This is a genomic window from Rhizobium sp. Root1212 (assembly GCF_001424985.1).
Lineage (GTDB): Bacteria > Pseudomonadota > Alphaproteobacteria > Rhizobiales > Rhizobiaceae > Pararhizobium.
Genome location: NZ_LMDA01000004.1, coordinates 82,495 through 100,898, shown reverse-complemented (window position 1 = coordinate 100,898; position 18,404 = coordinate 82,495). Strand labels below are relative to the sequence as shown.

Genomic DNA, 18,404 nt, shown 5'->3' with positions numbered 1-18,404 from the left:
TCAACTCTTCAAAACCTGAATCAGGCCGTTCGGAACGATCACGCTGACGGCCGCCCCTGTCTCAGGCACTGCCGTCTCGAAGTCCGCATTCTGCCGGCGCACGGCAAATAGCGCTCCGTCGCTCAAGCGAACGCGGTAATGCGTATCCGTTCCGCGGTAGACCGCCGTTTCAATCGTGCCGGCGAGCCCCGCACCCGGCCGGCGGAGTGTCGGTTCGGCATGTTCCGGCCGGATCGCCAGCGTCACGGCCGCGCCGGCAGTGACGTTCCCTGCATCTCGGGTGACGAGGGTCGCACCAGACGGCAAAACGACCGTTGCCCGCCCCGCTTCGACCGAACCCACGGTGCCATCGAAGAAACTGCTCTCGCCGATGAAGTTTGCCACGATGCGGTTCGCGGGACGGCCGTAAATGTCCTTTGGCGTGCCCACCTGCAACACACGTCCCCTGTCCATCACCGCGATCCGATCGGACATGCCGAGCGCCTCGTCTTGATCGTGGGTAACAAAGACGAAGGTGACGCCGGTCTGGTGCTGCAGACACTTCAGTTCCACCTGCATTTCCTTGCGCAACTTGTAGTCCAGCGCTGACAGCGGCTCGTCCAGCAGGAGGAGCTTGGGACGCGGCGCCAAGGCGCGCGCAAGGGAACTTCACCTGTCACACTACCTGAAATCGGGCAGGCTGGTTGCCCATTTCAAGGAAAACATCACGCCGCCTCCAGCTTCTATCTCATTGACCGCAACCATTCGGAACAGCGCAGCGCGGTTGCTTTTACGCGTGACTGGATACTGGATAGCTTCAATGCGATGAATGATTTTGGCAAATGATATTTTGGTCTCAAGTCTTGAAAGGATACGAACCCAAGACCCACCCAGGATTATGAAGTTGTCAGCAAGATCGACACCTCCACCATTGATCGCCTGCCGGATGGTAAGCCAAAATTCCCTGAAAACAGTCCCTCGAGAAGGCCCGGACTTTTTGGATGTGGACCCCGGCCCACTCCATCCTGCGGACATATGGCGGTGCGGGTCTGGGTCTCGCCGTCGTCTACGGTTTCATGCGGCAAAGCGGCGGCGATGCCCGTATCATTTCGTCGCCCGAGAATGGAACGACGGTGGAACTGCTGTTTTCTGCGTAGGGGAACCAAAAAGCCTTATTGCGCCGCGTCGATCATCCTGATCCACCCGGCAGCCCTGCGCGCGGCATCGGCGAGCACGGGCTTGGGCGCCTTGTACCATTCGTTTTCCGGCAGTTCGCGCTTCAGGCGCACGAAGCCGATGGCGTCGTCCAGCGTCGGAAATTCCTGCGGCAGCGTCAGGTGCAGGAAGAGTGCGACCACAGCGACCGAGCGGGAGCGACCGCCGCGGCAGTTGATGAGAATGCTGCCCTGCTCGCGCCGTGGATAGGAGGGTTTGTCGGGCAGGACCTGTTCCAGTGCTGCGCGCAGGATGTAATGGCCCGCGACCATCTGCGTCTCGGGGTTTCCGGCGCCATCGATCAGGCCGATCTTGTAATAGCGGATTTCGCCGGGGCCATAGACACTACCTTCGTGATCGGAAACGACCTGTGGCTGCTCGACGAAATTGAAGTCGAGATTGACGGCGCAGTTGACGACCGTGGTGATACCGTTGCGGCGCAGAAGGTTCAAATCGCTTGCCCCCTCCTTGCCGGAAATGAAGAGATCGACCCCATACAGCGGATGCCGCCTGTAGATGAGGCTGAGTTTCGGCAGTTCGCGGGGCTCCCGCTGGCGATCCTGTTCCAATTGCTGCATGTCATGTCTCCATCGGCGCCGATTGGGCTGCCATTTCAATATTCGAATATTCAGGCCCGCGCGGCCAATCGGGCCTGCTGATCTGCAAGCTTGGCAATGCGGCTTTCCGAGATGGATCGCGCCACCCGCTCTAGCGTCGGATAGTTTGCCCCCTCTCCCGTTGCGATATAGCCGGGGCAGAGAAAATCGGCCGAGCCTTCAGCCGCCTTGCCGAGCGTCAGCGGTTCATAGGTGCCGCCGGCATTCCTGAGGATCAGCGTGGCTGCGGCCACATCCCAAGCATTGACGCCGAAGCCAGCCGCCGCATCCGTCCAGCCGGCCGCAACATGGGCGATGCTGAGGGCAGCACTGCCGGGGCGGCGTAGCGTCGAGAAGGTTTCGACGAGAGCGCCGAAATTGGCAAGCGCCACATCGCGGCCGTCGAGCCGGAAATCGCGGGAGACCGGATAGCCGGTGATCAGGGTGGCGCGGGTCTCCTCGGGAACGCTGCGGGAGCGAAGCGCGCTCCCGTTAAGATATGATGCCTTGAGGTCCGCCGAAAACATCAGATCGGCCACAGGATCGTAGATCGCGCCTGCAACGACCTCGCCATCGATGACGGCGGCGATCGAGACGCACCAGAAGGCGAGCCCGCGTGCGAAATTCGCCGTGCCGTCGATCGGATCGACATACCACTGGATGTCGCCGCTGCCGATCTGGCCGCCCTCCTCGCCCATGACCGCCGAATTGGGCTCCCGTTCGAGAATGACGGCGCGGATGGTGGCTTCGGCGCGCTTGTCGTAGATGGTGACGATGTCGTGGAGATCGACCTTGTAGTCCACGGCCATGTCCGAGCGGAAGGCATCCAGCAGCGGATCGCGCACGGCAAGGGCCGCAGCCATGGCGATCTCCATCAGCCGCGTAGAACGCGACAGCGCCTCCTCGTCTCTGGGTTTCTGTTCGGGCGACGAGGGGCTTTGCATCGGCATATCCAGTCTGTTCGTGCGATAAAAGGGGGCCGGCGCGTTGGAGGTCGCGCCGGCAGACGGGCTCATTTGGTGTAATTGACCCGCCAGAAGTCCTGCCATTCCTCGCGGCGATCGAAATCGTCGAGGCCGGTGGAGGAATCGTAGCCGAACAACTTGTCGGAGACCTTCATCAGGCCCGAGGGTTCGTCGCCCGGCATCTTGATGTCGGTGTTGGTCGGCAGCTTGCCGTCCTTCATCTGCGGGGCGATGCCCTCTTCAGTCAGGATATAGTGGACGAAGAGCTTTGCCGTATTCGGGCTTTGGGTCTTCGACGCGATCAGGCCGAGCTTGATGTAGCTCCAGCCGACCCATGGGGCGAGATCGGCGCAGATGCCGAGCTTGTAGCCCTTGTCGGCATTGTCGCGAAACTTGGCCGAACTGAGCAGGCCGAAGAAAGGCTCTTTCTGGCCTGGTGCGCCGACGGCTTCCGCCACCGGATCGTCACCATCGGTCGCAAGCGGGGCGTTCTGCGCCAGCGCCTTGATCCAGGCGGCTGCGGCGCTCTTCTCGCCGGTTTCGAGGTCCTTGCCGAAATAGGCCTTGTAGGCTGCAGCCACCTTGTCGTTGCCATGCGCCTCGAGCTGGTTGAACCAGTCGGTGTAGTTGCCCTTGGTGAGCGGATCGACCATGGCGATCTTGCCCTTCCACTTCGGCTCGGTCAGTTCCCAGATGTTGGCAACCGGGCATTTGTCATAGGCCTCGGTGTTGTAGGCCCAGACGTTCGCATTGGTGGAGATCGCCAGAGGGCTCTGGAACTGCGCCGGGATCTTCGACGTCATGTCGCCCGGCACGTAGTTCTCGACGAACTCTTCCGGCAGCAGTTGGGCAAGGGCTGCCGGCGCATCGGTGATCAGCACCACGTCGCCCTGCACATTGCCCGCCTGGCTTTCGCGGATGATCATTTCCAGCTGGCTGTTGGCCGAAACCTTCATGCCCGTCGCCTTCAGCCCGTATTTGGCGCTGAAATTCTCGGCCATCTCGACGATCTTGCCGGTGCTGTCATAGATGTTAATCGGCTTTTCCTGCTTTGCCGCAGCAACCAGCGCATCGAGATCGAAAGCATCCTGCGCCATTGCCGGGCTGACGGTCACCAGGACGGCAGCCATGGCCGTCATCGTCAAATATCTGCTTTTCCTCATCATTTCCCCTCCCAGGAGGTGAAGGCAGGCGCGATGCCTGCCCTCGGTTTATTTCTTGTAGTTCACACGCCAGAAATCCTGCCAGCTTTCGCGCTTGTCGAGATCGTCGGCGGCCGTTGCGGCATCGAACGCCATCAGTTCGTTCAGGTGATCGGAAACGTCGGAAGCCTCGTTGGCCGGCAGGCCGATCTTGGAGTTGCCGGAAATCTTGCCGTCGACCGTTTGCGGCGCGATGCCCTCGTCGGTCATCAGGTAGCGGACGAAGAGCTTTGCGGCATTCGGGCTTTTGGTCTGGCCTGCGATCAGGCCGAAGCCGGGATAGAGGAAGCCGGAGAATGGCTGGACGCCGCTGCAAAGGCCGAGTTTCAGCCCCTTGGCTTCGTTGTCGCGGTATTTCGCCGTCGACGTGATAACGAAGAAGGGTTCCGCCTGTCCCGGCGCGCCGGCCGCTTCCGCAACGGTGGTTGAATCAGCCAGCAACGGGGCATTTTCGGCAAAGGCCTTCACCCAGGCTGCCGTCGCGCTTTTTTCACTGCTTTCCAGCTTTTTGCCGTAGAGATCCTCATAGGCCTTGGCAACATCGGCGTCGTGATGGGTTTCGATCTGGTTGAACCAATCGGCGTAAAGCGGCTTGTCGAAGAGATCGAGCATCGCAAGCTTGCCCTTCCATTGGGGCTCCGTCAGCTGCCAGATGTTGGTGACCGGGCACTTGTCGTATTTTTCGGTGTTGTAGGTCCAGACATGCGGATCGGAAACGACGACGAGCGGATTGCGCGACTTTTCCGGGATATCGCTTTCGAGGTCCGGCGGTGTCCAGCTGGTGGCGATGCCTTCCGGCAGAAGCTCGCCCATGGCGGAGGCGACATCGGTTGCGACGCTGACATCACCGACGACATTGCCCGCCTGATGCTCGCGGATCATCAACTCGACCTGGGTCGCTTCGTTCACCTTCTTGCCGCTTGCCTGCACGCCGTATTTGGCAGTGAAGGCTGCGGCGGTATCGACGATCTTGCCGGTAACGGCATAAACGGTGATCGGCGGCTCCTTCTTCGCCGCCTCGATGAGCGCATCGAGATTGAAGGCATCTTCCGCATGGGCGGCAGCGCCGAGTGCCAACGAGAAAATAAGGGACAGTGCCGGGGCGGCCGCCTGCCGCCTCCGGGTCTTGCCGTACTGGGTCATGATCTTGCTCCGAGGTCCACCGTTATTTCTGATAGTTCACGCGCCAAAAATCCTGCCAGGTTTCGCGGGCATCCCAGTCGTCGAGACTGGTCGCCATGGCATATGGCAGAACCTGATCGAGAACGGCGCCGACGCCGGAAGGCTCGTCGGGCGGCATCTTGACTTGCTTGTTGGTCGACATCTTGCCGTCGATCGCCTGCGGGGCGATACCCTCTTCGGTCATGACATAGTGCATGAAGAGCTTGGCGGCGTTCGGGCTGTCGGTGCCCTTGGTGATCAGGCCGACGCCGGGATAGAGCCAGCCGAGCCAGGGCTTCAGGTCCTTGCAGAGACCGAGCTTCATGCCCTTGTCGGCATTGTCGCGGAACTTGGCCGAGCTGATCAGGCCCAGGAAGGCGTCCTTCTGGCCCGGAGTGCCGACGGCTTCGGCGGCCGCAGCATCGGCATCGGTCAGGAGCGGCGCGTTGGCGGCGAGCGCCTTGACCCAGGCTGCGGTGGCGCTCGCCTCCTCGGTTTCGAGGTCCTTGCCGTAGAGTTCCTTATAGGCGGCCTTGACCTGATCGTCGCCGTGCGCGGCCATCTGGTTGAACCAGTCGACATAGGATGCTTTGCCGAGCGGGTCCTGCATCGCCACCTTGCCCTTCCACTTGGCATCGGTCAGCTCCCAGATATTGGAAACAGGGCATTTATCGAAAAGCTCGGTGTTGTAGGCCCAGACATTGGCGCTGGTGACGACCGTCAGCGGGTTCTGGTATTCCGGGGGGATGTTGCTGGCGAGATCCGGCGGCAGCCAGCTTTCGGCAAAACCTTGCGGGATCAGCTGCGCCATCGCGGCCGGTGCATCGCTGATAATCGACACGTCGCCCTGGATGTTGTTGGCGCGGGCCTCGCGGATGATCATTTCCAGCTGGGCCGAGGCCTTGACCTTCGAGCCCTCGGCACCGACGCCGTATTTCTTGGCGAAATTCTCCGCCATCTCGACGATCTTGCCGGTGCTGTCATAGACGGTGATCGGCTTTTCCTTTTTGGCCGCTTCGATCAGAGCATTGAGATCGAAGGGCTCGTCCGCCTTCGCCGCCCCGCCAAGCGTTGCCAGAATGGCCGTTGCACACAGGAGACGGCCCATGCCGCCCGTCATTTTCCGCTTCATACTGTTCCTCCTCAGTCAGCGTCTTGTCGATGGTCTCAGTTGTAGGTGTTGCTGCGCAGCAGCGTGTCGGCTTCCACGATCCTCTGCCCTTCGGCGTCGAAGACATGCAGGGCCTCCGGCGGCACATGGAAAAACACGCGCTCGCCGTTATCGACACGCGGCAAGGCGTGCGTGGTCAGGAACAGTGTGTGATTCTCGCTCCTCAATTCGAGAATCCAGCTGCCCCCGGTCGGCAGTACGCCGGTCACGGTCATTTCGCTGAAGAAGCTGCCCTGCGGCACGTCTTCGAGCTTCGTTGCGTAGCCCATTGCTTCCGGCCGCATGCCGATGGAGCCGATGCCTCGCAGTTTCGGATAGCAGGCTTCGAAATAGGCTTCCGCCTTGTCGGCGATATCGGAGACGCCGGGCTTGCCGAAGCTCAGGATATTAATCGGCGGGCTGCCGACAAACTCGGCGACGAAGCGGTTGGCCGGGCGATCGTAGATGTCGTTGGGCGTGCCCATCTGCTGCAGCGTGCCCTCGTTCATGACCGCGATGGTCGTCGCCAGCGTCATCGCCTCCCACTGATCGTGGGTCACGAAGACGATGGTCGTCTTGAACTCCTTGTGCAGCCGCTTCAGCTCGGCGCGCATTTCCAGCCGCAGCCGGGCATCGAGGTTCGACAGCGGCTCGTCGAGCAAAAGCACGCCGGGATTGACGGCGAGCATGCGGGCGAGCGCCACGCGCTGCTGCTGGCCGCCGGAAAGCTGTGACGGGTAGCGGTCGCGATACTTGGCGATGTCGAGCGCCTGCATGACGCTCTCGACGCGGGCTTCCCGCTCGGCCTTCGGCAGCTTGCGCAGGCGTAGGCCGAAATCGGTGTTGCGCTCGATCGTAAGGTGCGGCCAGAGCGCGTAGCTCTGGAAGACGAGACCCATCTCGCGCTTTTCCGGCGGCACGAAGATGCCTTCGGCGACGGAATCGATCACCCGGTCGCCGACGCGGATTTCACCGCCGGAGAGATTTTCGAGGCCGGCGATCATGCGCAGCGTCGTGGTCTTGCCGCAACCGGAGGGGCCGAGCAGGCACATGAACTCGCCATCGCGGATTTCGAGATCGAGATCGGAAACCGCATTTGCGGAATTCACGCCGTAGTTCTTCTGCGCACCGCGCAGGTTGATGGTAGGCATCAGCTTCCAAGTCCTTCTGCAAGATTTGTGCGGGTCAGCTTCTGGGCCAACAAGGTGCCGAAATAGGCGATACCGGCGATGATCAGCACCACGGCATTGGCTGCCTGCGTGTAGTGGTAGTCGACCAGCCGCAGCGAATAGGTGGTCAGAACGTCGGTGCTCGGCACTGCGAGGATGACGAAGAGGCTGAGGCCCTTGATGCCCGAGATGAAGGGCAGGAGAACCCCCGTTACCAGCGATCCCTTCTGGATCGGGATGACGATCGAGATCATGCGGCGGAACCAGCCGGCGCCGGCGATCTGGGCCGCCTCTTCCGGGTCCTTGCCGAGCTGGGTCATGGCCGAGATGCCGGCGCGCGAGGCATAGGGCATCTGGTCGGCGATGAGAGCGAGGATCAGGATCGTCACCGTGCCGTAGAGCGCCGGCATAGGCCCACGCGGAACCGCAAACAGCGAGAGATAGGCGGCGGCAAAGGCGATGCCCGGCACGAGATAGGGCAGGAACGTCACCTGGCGCAGATAGACCGACAGGGCGCGAACCGGCGTGCGGATGACGACATAACCGACGAGCAAACCGAGGATACCCGATGTGAGCGAGGCAAGGCCGACGATCATCATCGTATTCTTTGCGGCAGCCCAGAGTTCGGGGCTGAGCAGGATACCGGTCTGCAACGCCACCGTATGAAGGTCGGTACCGATCCAGTAATCGAGGGTGAAGTTGTCGAGCGTGAACCGGGCCGGCATTTTCATGACGGTCGACAGCGCAAGGGTGAGCAGCGGCAGGCCGACGCTGAGCACGAAGATCAACGCCGCAAAACCGGTGGCCGGAAGCCGCATGCTGCCGAGGCGGCTCTGGCGGTTCATCGAGCCCTTCGAGCCGATGGTGACGAAGCGGCGGGCCTCGCGGACAAGGCGGGCGTCGATCATCAGCGTGACGATGCCGATGAGCATGATCGATGCTGCGACGACACCGGCGACGCCGGTCTGGCGCGAGGCGATGCTGCGGAACAGCGAGGTCGAGAGAACTTCGAACTTCACCGGCAGGCCGAGAACATAGGGCACGCCGAACTCGCCGAGGCACTTTGCGAAGATCAGCACCATCGAGGACAGCAGCGCCGGGCGCATCAGCGGCAGGATGATCTGCACGGCCACCTGATAACGGCGAGCACCGAGGATGCGGGCGGAATCTTCAAGCTGCGAGTCGAAACGGCGCAGCGCCGAGCCGAACAGCAGGATGACGAAGGGCGTGTAATGCAGCGCCAGGATGATGGTGATCGGAAAGCGGCCATAGGCAACCCAATCCGGTGGTGTCAGGCCGATCGCCTCGAACCAGCCGGGCTGGCCGCCGACGGTGCGGTTCTTGAACAGCGTCGTCCAGGCGAGCGCGAAGGTCCAGGCCGGCAGCATATAGGGTACGATCAGCGCCGTCGCGAACCAGCGGCGGCCGAACATGTCCGTGCGGCTGATGAGCCAGGCAAGCACGGTACCGATTACCAAGGACAGCGAGATGGCCCCGAGCGCAACGGTGAGCGTGTTGAACAGCGGACGCCAGAAGAGATCCGATGCGACGGGCGAGAAGAACGCCCGGTCGAGATAATAGAGGGTGAGATCGCCGACATCCTTGCCGAGACGGCGCTCGTGGCCGAACTGGACGCGGACGGCATCGAGCACGATCGAGATGATCGGCACGACGATCAGATAGGTAAAGAGCAGAGCCGTCAACACGCCGATGAGCGTCGTCGGCTCGCGGAGCGCGACCTTGAGGCGGTATCGCCAGGCCTGCCATGCCGAAGGCGCGGCCGCGGGGTTTCGACCCAGCACCTGCGTCTTCGTCGATTCACTTAGAAGAGCCATCATACCTCCCAGTGGCCACAACATTGCCCTTGCGCTGAAACGGATGCTTCCCTGCGTTCGTCGCCTGCAAGGCAGGTCGGCGGATGCGCTCAGTCGCGGGCAATGCCTTCAATCCTCGAAGGGCGAACCTTTCCGGCCCACCGATCCGGCAACGCCGCAGCCCCACCCTGCAACGCCACCATCTCTCGACAGAATGGAATAAAAATTCCAAATTTCCATCAACCATGGAATACATGATCCATCGTCGGCGACCTTTTGTCAATGAAAAAATGCACACGCGGTCATTAGATTATCCTATTGTTTTATATTGATTATTTAATCTGTGAAATTACAATTTCAACGTTGTTTTCGAACGGATGGCATCGGATCTCGATCCGGAAAGATTGAGAGCGTTAGGATTTCGTGATGAGAAAGACGACGCGTTCCATGGCCTGTGATATCAAGGGCCTGATTGTCGGTGGGGGAAATGAATGGGAAGAGGTTTCGTAACGGCCGAGGAGGTGGCGAGGAAAGCGGGCGTGTCGCGTTCGGCCGTGTCGCGCACTTTCACCCCCGGTGGAAGCGTTTCAAAGGCCGTCCGGCGCAAGGTGCTGAAAGCGGCGCAGGAACTCGGCTATCGGGTCAACCGGCTGGCGCAGGGGCTCAACAACGACCGCTCGAACCTGATCGGCGTCGTCGGCGCAAACCTCAGTTCCCCCTTCATTTCCAAACAGCTCGATCTCCTCAGCATCGGCCTTCTGCGGCGCGGGCTGCAATGTCTGCTGCTCAATGCCGCCGATGCCCGCAAGGACATTGCGCCGCTGATCGAACTGCTCTTCGAATTCCGGGCACAGGCGATTGTCGTCCTCTCCGGCGAGCCGCCGGCCTCGATCATCGACGCGTGCATCGCCAATGGTGTGCGCCTCATCCTGATCAACCAGCGGCTCGATCGTACCGATACCAACATGGTGCTGAGCGACGATTCCCACGGCGCCGATCTTGCCGCCATGCGTCTGGTCGCAGCACAATGCAGGAAGGTCGCCGTCGTCTCCAGCGGCAGCCAGACCCCGGCGCAGCTGCGCCGTGCGAGCGCCTTCACCCAGCGCATGAATATCGAAGGCATCGAGGTGGTTTCCTGGTCGGGTGGGCCGACGAGCTATGACAGCGGCTATCAGGCCGGACGCGAACTCCTGTCCGACAAGACGATCGACGGCGCCTTCTGCGTCACCGATCTCCTGGCCTTGGGTTTCATGGACGCCGCCCGGATGGAGATGGGCCGCCGCGTGCCGGAGGACCTGTCGATCGTCGGCTTCGACGATATTCCGCAAGCCGGCTGGAAAAGCTACCAGTTGACGACCGTTGCCCAGTCTTTCGAAGCATTGACCGAAAACGTGCTGGCGGCGCTGGAAAGCGACGAGCCGAACACGCGGCTTCAGGTGGTACCCGTCACCATGGTCGAGCGCATCACCGCACGCTGATCAACCGGCCTGCTTGATGCGGCTTTCGCTAAGCAATCCGTTCTGGTCGAGGATCGGATGGGCCACGGCGGCGACGTGGGCGTTGATGCGCTTCAAGTCGCGCAGCATGTCGAGATGCAGCGAACTCGTCTGGATACTGTCTGCCCGCCCGTCTCGCAGGCGCTGCAGATGCCGTTCGGACGACTGTTTTTCAAGTCGACGCACATTCTCCTTCACCTCGACCAGACGGCGCGCAAGCGCGGGATTGCGGGTGGCAAAGACGGTCTGTGCCGTGCGCAGGTTGTCGAGGGTGATGGTGAAAAGCCGCTCCAGCTCGATCTTTCCATCCTCGGAGAATTGCAGGCCGCGGCTTATCTTCTTGGCGATTTCCGGACGGATACCCTTTTCGATGATATCGCCGATATGCTCGAGATTGATGGCATACTCGACGATATCCATCGCGCGGCGGCGGTCCGCATCGCTCAAGCCCTCCCGGCCAACCTTGGAGACATAGACCTTGATGGCATGCTGGATGTGATCAACCCGGCCTTCCAGCGTGCTGATATCGGAGAGTTTCGCCAGATCGTTGCGGTCCATCGCGTCGGCGGCCTGCGAGAGCATGCGCTCGATCAGGTCGCCGACCAGCATGACCTCGCGGCTGGCGCCGGCGAGCGCCGCCACCGGCTTATCGAGATCATGGCTATCGAGATAACTGCGATCTTCGTCGCCGCTCTTCGTTTCGGGAAGCAACACCGTCGTCATGCGCAGCAGCAACGGCGAAAGCGGCCAGGCGATGGCGGCAACCACGAGGTTGAAAAGAAGATGGGCATCGACGGCCAGATTGGCGTGGGCGAAGGGCGACATTTCCAGCAGTTCGGCCCCGTATCCGGCGAGCGGCAGCGCTGCAAGACAGCCGATGGCCCGCACGATGAGATTGCCGAGGGTGACGCGGCGTGCGGCAACCGGCGCTTTCAGCGTTGCCAGCACCGGCGGAACGGCGCCGCCGAGATTGGCGCCGAGCACCAGCACGACGGCAAGGCTGGTCTCGATGCCGCCATTGGCGGCAAGCGACAGGATGAGAACGACGATCGCAAGGCTCGATGAAGCCAGAACAGCAAGAACGGCCGAGAAGATCAGCGCGACCGGCCAGGCATTGCCGAGCATGGCGATGAAAAGACCAAGCGCCGGCGACTGGCGGATCGGATCGGTTGCCGCGGAAAGAAGGTGCAGCGACAGCAGCATCAGCCCGACGCCGACCAATGCCGCGCCCGCGCCCTGCCGCGATGTCGATCCGGTTCGCGAGAGGATGACACCGGCAAGGATCAGCAACGGCGACAGCCAGCCGAGCCCGAGCGCGACGATCCATGCGGTCGTCGCCGTGCCGACATTGGCCCCGAGCAGCACGACCTGCGCCATGGCCGGCACGATCAGGTCCTTTTCGACGAAGGAGGCGACCATCAGGGCGGTGGCGGTCGAGCTTTGCAGGGCGACTGTTGCGACGAACCCGGCGATGAAAGACCGAAAACCGCCGCGCGTGCCGGCGGCAAGGCCGATGCACAGATTGGCGCCGAAGGCGCGCGTCATGCCCTCTTTGACCTGGCCAAGCCCGAAGAGCAGCAGCGCCACCGCGCCGAACAGATTGATGCTGACAATGGCCGATTCCATGAGATCACCTCGCTTGCCACTTCATCGGCGCTTGCGCATCGTCCTTCCCGAATGGGTCCGGCCGTGGAAATTGACGGACTATCACGGCTGACTTGCCTCGGGCGTGAGTGCGTCACATCACACCGAAACCTTTTCCCTGATTGGGGAGAGCGGAATCGTCAGCCTTCGTGTTCCCGCCTCCGCCCGGTCGAGGAAGAGCCCCATCGCGCCAAAGAAAATACCGAGGAAACTTTCAACCGAACCGTCGTGGTTTTCCGGCGCGCCGCCGAACCGTTCCGCCAGCGCCCGGTAAAGGGCAAGGCGTTCGGGCTCGATATGCGGCAGGGCGAGCGTCGCGCCCTGGCGCAGGCAGTACCAGTCGGCGATCAGCTCGAACATCGGCAGGGTGGTTGCCTGTGGATGCCCGCTCCTTTCCCCGAGAAGACCGACGACATCCGCCACGGTCTTGTCCGCAATCACCGCAACGATATCGGCCGGCCATTCCTTGGCGAAATAACGATAGCGGACCAGCGCCCGCTTGTGGCCGCGCAGGAAAACGCCGTAACTCTCCGCAGCAAAAGCCGGGTCCTGCTCTTCCCCGGCAAGCACGGTTTCCTGCCGATACCCCTGGCAGAGACGGCGGCTGACGGGCAGACCACTCATTTCGACCGTTTCGACGGCGATTTCCTGCCCTGCCGGGTGCACGACCTTAAATGCCGGCGGAAAAGCGACGAGCGAAGGCACCGCGACATTGGTCAGCGTGCGCTCCCCCTCACCCCTCCGCGTGACGCCTTCGACATGCAGGTGGCCGCTAAAGTGATTGGAAAGCCCCGCCCGCAACAACGCATCTTCGACCGCCTTGCGCGGCGTGCGCCGCACGACGTTGGTTTCGCCAAACAGGGTGCGTTCCGCACCCGTCGCGCCATCGAAGGGATCGAGAGCCGGATAGTGGGAAAAGGCGAGCAGCGTCTTGCCCTGTGCCCTCGCCCTGCGGTTCACATCGGCGATCCAGTTGATCAGGAAGGGCTTGGCGCGCAAGAGTGCGTTCCAGCCGCCGGCGGTGCTGTCGGTGAAAGCCGCCTCCTCGCCGGCCTCGAACGCGCCGTCGAGCGGTTCGAAGATATTGGCGTCGATCATCAACAGCCAGAGCCCGGTTTCCGCCTCGACGAGATAGGAGGCATCCATCAGTTGATAGACGTTGCAGCCATCCGGCGAATGGACTTCGTAGACGCGGTCCTCCGGCGCATCGGACAGGCCGAACGGCGTTTCCCAATGCAGATATTCGGAACGGCGGAAATAGCCGAAGGCGGCCATGGGATCGAGCCCGGCAGGATAGCCCTCGCAATACATGCGGTCGCTGAAGACGACGCGCTCGTTCGCGAACCGCGCATCGCTGGAAACGGAAAGGCTTCTGCCGTTTTCCGTCAGGAATGCCTTGGTGTGATGGCGACCGCGCGGGCCGAAGATGTCGTGGTTTCCGGGCAGTGCGTAAAAAGCGGTACCATGGGCATCGCTATGGCGCTGGAGGATAGCCCTCAGCGTTTCCGTTGTGGTGCGCTGGCCGTCGTCGGTATAGTCGCCGAGCAGCACGACATGGCGGATGCGACGCTGGCGGACCTCCTCAAGCGCCGCATGCAGGGCCTCGGCGCTCTCGTTGAAGACGCGGGTGGATTCGCGCGTATCGGACCAGCTGCGCATCGTCATACGCCGGCCATCGATCTCGATGCCGGGAAAACCGAAATCGGCCGCCGTGTCATGAAAATGCGCGTCGGCGATAACGGCGACGGACGGGAGCGTTCTTATCGGCATCATCCCACTTGCTTTCCGCCGTCGATCATGTCGATCCAATCGCTAGCGCGGCGGGCCGCGGCATAGAGCATCGGCTTCGGCGTCTCGAACCATTCGTCCGGCCGCAAATCCCTCTTTTCGCGGATTACGGCCAGCGCGTCGTCGAGCGTGGGGTAAAGATGTGGCTGCTGCTTATGCAGGAAGAGCGCGACCAGCGAAACCGAGCGGCTGCGGCCGCTGCGGCAATTGACCAGCACATTGCCGCCATCGGCAAAGGGATAGGTTTCGCGTTTCGGCATCGTCTGCCTGAGGGCGCCGTCGAGAATGTAGTAAGCGCCGAGCATCATCGTATCCGGGCTACCTTCGCCATCGATCAGGCCGAGCTTGTAGTAACGGATGTCGCCGTAGCCGCTGGCCCGCAGATCGCCCTCGCCTGCCGCGTCCGGCACGAGGTTGATATCCAGATTGACCGCACAATTGACCACGGTGGTAATGCCGTGCCGGCGCAGCAACTCGATATCGCATGCGCCATCGCTGCCGCCGATATAGATTGCCGACTGGTGTGGGCCGAGACCCTCAGCGATCAGGCTGATTGCAGGCCGGGCATAAACGGGGCCATCCATTTCCACTTCTCCACACAGGCGCTTTCTTCGCGAAGCGCGCTTCTCAAACCTTAGACCGATACCGCCTGCAGCTGGCTAGATACATCCTGCACGGCAAGCGGTACGTTCGACGCCTGGCTGATCCCCTTCGCCACGCCAGCCGCGGCGGCGAGCACCGGCCCACCCTCCTTCAAACTGCCGATCTGGAGGAATGGGCAGACATCGCCACCGGCTTCGCTGACAAGCAAGAGACCGGCCAGGCAATCCCAGGAGTTCATGTGCAGCTCGATGTAACCATCCGAGCGGCCGTCGGCGACATAGGCAAGCGCCAGTGCGCCGGAACCGGCGCGGCGGACATTAGTGCCCATGTCGAGCAGGTTCTTGACGACATCGAGATAGGTCGCGTTCGGCACGCGGGTCGACCATCCCATTTCGATAGAGGCGGCATCGAAGCGTTCGGTGCTTGCAACCCGGATCGGCACGCCATTGCGCGTCGCGCCTTCGCCGCGGCGGGCGAAATAGAGTTCGTCGAGCGCGGGATTGTAGATGGCACCAATCTCGGTGCGCCCGTTGTCGACATAGGCGATGGAGATGCAGAAATGGGGAATGCCGCGGGCAAAATTCGCCGTGCCATCCACGGGATCGACGACCCAGACACGCTCACCGATCACACCGCCGCCCTCTTCGCCGAAAAAACTGTCGTCCGGGAAATGTGCCGCAATCAGGGTTCGAATATGCGCCTCCGAGGCCGCGTCCGTCGCGGTTAGGAAATCCTGCGGACCTTTCATCGAATAGCTTTGCGTGCCTTCGCGAAACCCTTTGAGGACAAGCTCTCCCGCGGAGCGGATGATGTGGCGGCAGAGATCAGCGCGCGCTGACAGCGTATCAGGGTAAAGCATCGAAGCCATGCGAGAATACCATCATAAATTTTGAACACGCGCTCATATTGCACACGTGTTCAAAACATTCAAGCATGGCCTGCAGCTATGAATGAGATGTGATTATGGGATTGCCCGCCCCTCTCCCGGGCAATCCGTTGCGCTGACGAACTGATTTCGCCCGGCAAGGCTTCGAGCTTTCGGCCCGCAACGCGACCGTTGCGGGCCGTTTTCGCGTTTGGAGTTTCGATCTGGTGGAAGTTATTTCAACTCCTGGATCCACTGCAGGAATTTGCGCATGGCCTTCTCGTTACCCCTCCGCTCCTGGTGGACGAGATACCATCCGCCTGACTGCATGGCATCGGAGGCAAGCGGGGTAACGAGGGTACCGGCAGCGAGATCCGCCTCGACCAGGAAATGTGGCACGACCACCATTCCCTGTCCGCTGACCGCCGCCTCGATAGCGAGCAGGTTGCTGTCGAAGAGTGGCGAGGATTTTTGAGAAATGCCGGTCGCACCAACGCTGGCGACCCATGTTGCGGCGTCCTCGCTGGTACCGCTGACAGCCAGGAAGGAGAAATGCCGCAGGTCCTCCGGCGATTTGATGGCTCGGGCGATAGCAGGCGAACAGACGCCGACAAGCCGTTCCCGGCGCAGTAGCGTATAGGTCAGGTTCGGCCGGTTCGGCGTGCGCGTATAGATGAAGCCGATATCGGCGCGGTCCGGATTGAATTCCCAGTCGAGGAGGCTCGCATCGAGGTTCACGGCGACCTCGGGAAACGCCCCCTTGAACGTCTGGAGCCTTGGGATCAACCATCGCACGGCGACCGTGACGTAAACCTGTACCGTCAGCGATGTTGGCGTGTTCGTCTGGCGGATAAGATCCGTGGTCAGCGCGATCCGGTCGAGCGCGTCCTGCACAACGGGAAAATAGACCGTTCCCGCCTCACTCAACTCCACGCGGCCGGGCAGCCGCAGGAACAGCGGCGTGCCGAGATTGCGCTCCAGCGAGGCGACTTGATGACTGATGGCGGATTGCGTGACGCGGAGCTCCTCGGCCGCCGCCTTGAAGCTTAAAAGCCGCGCCGCTGCCTCGAAGGCCCTCAACGTCGTCAGGGGAGGCAATGTGCGGCGGACCATGCTCACGAACCCACATGAATTTTACTCATGTAGACGTTAATTCTAATCGTTTGCAAGGCAGCAGGCGTCTTTTCATACTCGGGCATAATCCAAAAATGGGGAACCGAAATGAAGAGACATCTTCTGAAGGGCACGGCGCTCGCCGTGGCCATGAGCGCCTCTGCGCTTTCGACGCCGGCGCTTGCGCAGCAGGGCTGCGTTCGCGTGCTCGGCTATGAATCCGACGGCGAGAAACAGACCATGGACCCGGCCGCGCTGATCGGCACGGACAGCGTCTATCATATCCGCTCTGTCTACGAGCCGCTGGTCGACCGAAGCAACACGATGCAGCCTGTGCCGGTGCTTGCCGAATCCTGGGAATCCAACGCCGATGCGACAGAATGGACCTTTCACCTGCGAAAGGGCGTGAAATTCCACGACGGTTCGGATTTCGACGCCAGGGACGTCGTTTACTCCTATCGCCGTCTGCTCGATCCCGCCGTCTCTCCGGGCGGTTTTTCGACACTCGCCTTCCTCGATGCCGATGGCATTACGGCCGTCGACGACCATACGGTGCGCTTCAAGGTGAGGCAGCCCGTCGTGGAATTGCCGATGCTGATCGCGACCAAATATGCGCTGATGGTGCCTGACAGCGCCAAGGCCGAAGACCTGCGCATGAAGGGCAATGGTACCGGGCCGTTCCTGCAGGAGACCTTTACCATCAACGGCGCCGTGCGCGTGATGCGGCGCAATCCCTCCTATTGGCGCGCCGGCCTGCCGAAGGCCGAATGCCTAGAGATCACCACCAGCCTGGAGCCGACCTCACGCCTTTCCGCGCTGCTCTCGGGTACGGTCGATCTGTCGCTGACCGTCGATCCGGCAAGCCTCATTACGCTGAAGGACAATCCCGCCGTCGAGCTTGTCGCGACGCCCGGCGCAACCTCGCTCTACCTTGCCGTCTGGACCGACACGCCGCCCTTCGACAACGTCAAGGTCCGCGAGGCGATGAAGCTGGTGATGGACCGCCAGAAGATCCTCGACACGGTGCTGCTCGGTTATGGCGAGGTCGGGGCCGATACACCGATCCCGCTCTCCTCGCCGCTCGGCCTCGGCACACCGGCAAAGACGGCCGATATCGAGAAGGCGAAGGCGCTGCTGGCGGAAGCCGGCCATGCCGACGGCATCGATTTCGACCTCTACACCTCGGATTCCTATCCGGGCATGATGTTGCTCGCGCAAGTCTACGCCCAGATGGGCGCGCCCGCCGGCATCCGCGTCAACGTCATCACCTCGCCGGCCGAGGGCTATTGGGACACGATCTGGCTGAAGAAACCGGCCGTCATCTCCTATACCAGCGCGCGCCCGCCGGCCGAAGCCCTGACGCTGTCGCTGAACAGCAAATCGGAATGGAACGAAACGCACTGGAAACGCGATGATTTCGACGCGCTCGTCGTCAAGGCCGGCCAGACGGCCGACGAGACCCAGCGCAATGACCTTTACCGCCAGGCCCAGCGCGTCGTCGCCGATGAAGGCGGCATGATCCTGCCGGTCTTCACCTCCGTCGTCGCGGGCCTGCGCAAGGGGTGCACCGGCTACACGCCGAATGTCGACGTCAACCGCATCGACTACGCCGAACTGGCCTGCGGCGAATAAACCACCCCTTCC

The 18,404-nt window shown here is 61.9% G+C and carries 16 protein-coding genes; 3 read left to right on the top strand and 13 right to left on the bottom strand.

The genetic code is table 11. The features are described from left to right. A complete protein-coding gene (locus tag ASC86_RS08830; RefSeq protein ID WP_056319331.1) occupies positions 1 to 630 on the bottom strand; it encodes an ABC transporter ATP-binding protein in 630 nt (209 codons plus the stop codon). Positions 631 to 1,001: 371 nt separating this feature from the next. Between ASC86_RS08830 and ASC86_RS25035 the strand changes: the two genes are divergently transcribed. After that, positions 1,002 to 1,136 carry an ATP-binding protein gene (locus ASC86_RS25035; RefSeq protein WP_348270763.1) on the top strand — a complete coding sequence of 45 codons (135 nt, stop codon included), beginning with the start codon at positions 1,002 to 1,004 and terminating at the stop codon, positions 1,134 to 1,136. A gap of 15 nt (positions 1,137 to 1,151) precedes the next feature. On the opposite strand, the gene ASC86_RS08825 is transcribed toward ASC86_RS25035, so the two are convergent. From ASC86_RS08825 to ASC86_RS08795, 7 genes are all read right to left on the bottom strand, one after another. After that, a complete protein-coding gene (locus ASC86_RS08825) occupies positions 1,152 to 1,772 on the bottom strand; it encodes a dual specificity protein phosphatase (protein WP_056319329.1) in 621 nt (206 codons plus the stop codon). A 50-nt stretch (positions 1,773 to 1,822) separates the two neighbouring features. Continuing rightward, on the bottom strand, positions 1,823 to 2,740 hold the full coding sequence (locus ASC86_RS08820; protein ID WP_056319387.1) for an inositol monophosphatase family protein: 918 nt from the start codon (positions 2,738 to 2,740) through the stop codon (positions 1,823 to 1,825). 62 nt (positions 2,741 to 2,802) lie between these two features. Continuing rightward, complete coding sequence (locus ASC86_RS08815) at positions 2,803 to 3,918, bottom strand: ABC transporter substrate-binding protein (protein WP_056319385.1); 1,116 nt, start codon at positions 3,916 to 3,918, stop codon at positions 2,803 to 2,805. Between the two features lie 48 nt (positions 3,919 to 3,966). Further along, entirely contained in the window at positions 3,967 to 5,100 is a 1,134-nt protein-coding gene (locus tag ASC86_RS08810) for an ABC transporter substrate-binding protein (protein WP_056319326.1), read from the bottom strand. Between the two features lie 22 nt (positions 5,101 to 5,122). Beyond that, entirely contained in the window at positions 5,123 to 6,250 is a 1,128-nt protein-coding gene (locus tag ASC86_RS08805; RefSeq protein WP_056319324.1) for an ABC transporter substrate-binding protein, read from the bottom strand. 35 nt (positions 6,251 to 6,285) lie between these two features. Then, entirely contained in the window at positions 6,286 to 7,419 is a 1,134-nt protein-coding gene (locus ASC86_RS08800) for an ABC transporter ATP-binding protein (RefSeq protein WP_056319321.1), read from the bottom strand. Continuing rightward, complete coding sequence (locus ASC86_RS08795) at positions 7,419 to 9,272, bottom strand: iron ABC transporter permease (RefSeq protein WP_056319319.1); 1,854 nt, start codon at positions 9,270 to 9,272, stop codon at positions 7,419 to 7,421. The genes ASC86_RS08800 and ASC86_RS08795 overlap by 1 nt, the downstream gene beginning before the upstream one ends. A gap of 470 nt (positions 9,273 to 9,742) precedes the next feature. Between ASC86_RS08795 and ASC86_RS08790 the strand changes: the two genes are divergently transcribed. Beyond that, a complete protein-coding gene (locus tag ASC86_RS08790; RefSeq protein WP_056319317.1) occupies positions 9,743 to 10,729 on the top strand; it encodes a LacI family DNA-binding transcriptional regulator in 987 nt (328 codons plus the stop codon). On the opposite strand, the gene ASC86_RS08785 is transcribed toward ASC86_RS08790, so the two are convergent. The 5 genes from ASC86_RS08785 to ASC86_RS08765 all read right to left on the bottom strand — a co-directional run bounded on the left by ASC86_RS08785 (position 10,730) and on the right by ASC86_RS08765 (position 16,760). Then, positions 10,730 to 12,373, bottom strand: coding sequence for a Na/Pi cotransporter family protein (locus ASC86_RS08785; protein WP_056319314.1), 1,644 nt, complete (start codon positions 12,371 to 12,373; stop codon positions 10,730 to 10,732). A 117-nt stretch (positions 12,374 to 12,490) separates the two neighbouring features. Further along, positions 12,491 to 14,161, bottom strand: a complete 1,671-nt coding sequence (locus ASC86_RS08780) for a metallophosphoesterase (RefSeq protein WP_056319382.1) — start codon at positions 14,159 to 14,161, stop codon at positions 12,491 to 12,493. Further along, positions 14,161 to 14,763: a dual specificity protein phosphatase gene (locus ASC86_RS08775; RefSeq protein WP_056319312.1), complete on the bottom strand. Its 603-nt coding sequence runs from the start codon at positions 14,761 to 14,763 to the stop codon at positions 14,161 to 14,163. The genes ASC86_RS08780 and ASC86_RS08775 overlap by 1 nt, the downstream gene beginning before the upstream one ends. Before the next feature lie 50 nt (positions 14,764 to 14,813). Next, positions 14,814 to 15,650, bottom strand: coding sequence for an inositol monophosphatase (locus tag ASC86_RS08770; protein ID WP_056319310.1), 837 nt, complete (start codon positions 15,648 to 15,650; stop codon positions 14,814 to 14,816). A gap of 231 nt (positions 15,651 to 15,881) precedes the next feature. Beyond that, positions 15,882 to 16,760 carry a LysR substrate-binding domain-containing protein gene (locus ASC86_RS08765; protein ID WP_056319307.1) on the bottom strand — a complete coding sequence of 293 codons (879 nt, stop codon included), beginning with the start codon at positions 16,758 to 16,760 and terminating at the stop codon, positions 15,882 to 15,884. A gap of 108 nt (positions 16,761 to 16,868) precedes the next feature. On the opposite strand from ASC86_RS08765, the gene ASC86_RS08760 reads away from it, so the two are divergent. Next, positions 16,869 to 18,392, top strand: coding sequence for an ABC transporter substrate-binding protein (locus tag ASC86_RS08760; protein ID WP_056319305.1), 1,524 nt, complete (start codon positions 16,869 to 16,871; stop codon positions 18,390 to 18,392). The last annotated feature ends 12 nt before the right edge of the window (positions 18,393 to 18,404 follow it).

Coding starts and splice junctions, on each gene's coding strand:
- ASC86_RS08825 (WP_056319329.1), bottom strand. CDS start 1,772: ATGCAGCAATTGGAACAGGATCGCCAGCGGGAGCCCCGCGAACTGCCG.
- ASC86_RS08820 (WP_056319387.1), bottom strand. CDS start 2,740: ATGCCGATGCAAAGCCCCTCGTCGCCCGAACAGAAACCCAGAGACGAG.
- ASC86_RS08815 (WP_056319385.1), bottom strand. CDS start 3,918: ATGAGGAAAAGCAGATATTTGACGATGACGGCCATGGCTGCCGTCCTG.
- ASC86_RS08810 (WP_056319326.1), bottom strand. CDS start 5,100: ATGACCCAGTACGGCAAGACCCGGAGGCGGCAGGCGGCCGCCCCGGCA.
- ASC86_RS08805 (WP_056319324.1), bottom strand. CDS start 6,250: ATGAAGCGGAAAATGACGGGCGGCATGGGCCGTCTCCTGTGTGCAACG.
- ASC86_RS08800 (WP_056319321.1), bottom strand. CDS start 7,419: ATGCCTACCATCAACCTGCGCGGTGCGCAGAAGAACTACGGCGTGAAT.
- ASC86_RS08795 (WP_056319319.1), bottom strand. CDS start 9,272: ATGGCTCTTCTAAGTGAATCGACGAAGACGCAGGTGCTGGGTCGAAAC.
- ASC86_RS08790 (WP_056319317.1), top strand. CDS start 9,743: ATGGGAAGAGGTTTCGTAACGGCCGAGGAGGTGGCGAGGAAAGCGGGC.
- ASC86_RS08785 (WP_056319314.1), bottom strand. CDS start 12,373: ATGGAATCGGCCATTGTCAGCATCAATCTGTTCGGCGCGGTGGCGCTG.
- ASC86_RS08780 (WP_056319382.1), bottom strand. CDS start 14,161: ATGCCGATAAGAACGCTCCCGTCCGTCGCCGTTATCGCCGACGCGCAT.
- ASC86_RS08775 (WP_056319312.1), bottom strand. CDS start 14,763: ATGGATGGCCCCGTTTATGCCCGGCCTGCAATCAGCCTGATCGCTGAG.
- ASC86_RS08770 (WP_056319310.1), bottom strand. CDS start 15,650: ATGGCTTCGATGCTTTACCCTGATACGCTGTCAGCGCGCGCTGATCTC.
- ASC86_RS08765 (WP_056319307.1), bottom strand. CDS start 16,760: ATGGTCCGCCGCACATTGCCTCCCCTGACGACGTTGAGGGCCTTCGAG.
- ASC86_RS08760 (WP_056319305.1), top strand. CDS start 16,869: ATGAAGAGACATCTTCTGAAGGGCACGGCGCTCGCCGTGGCCATGAGC.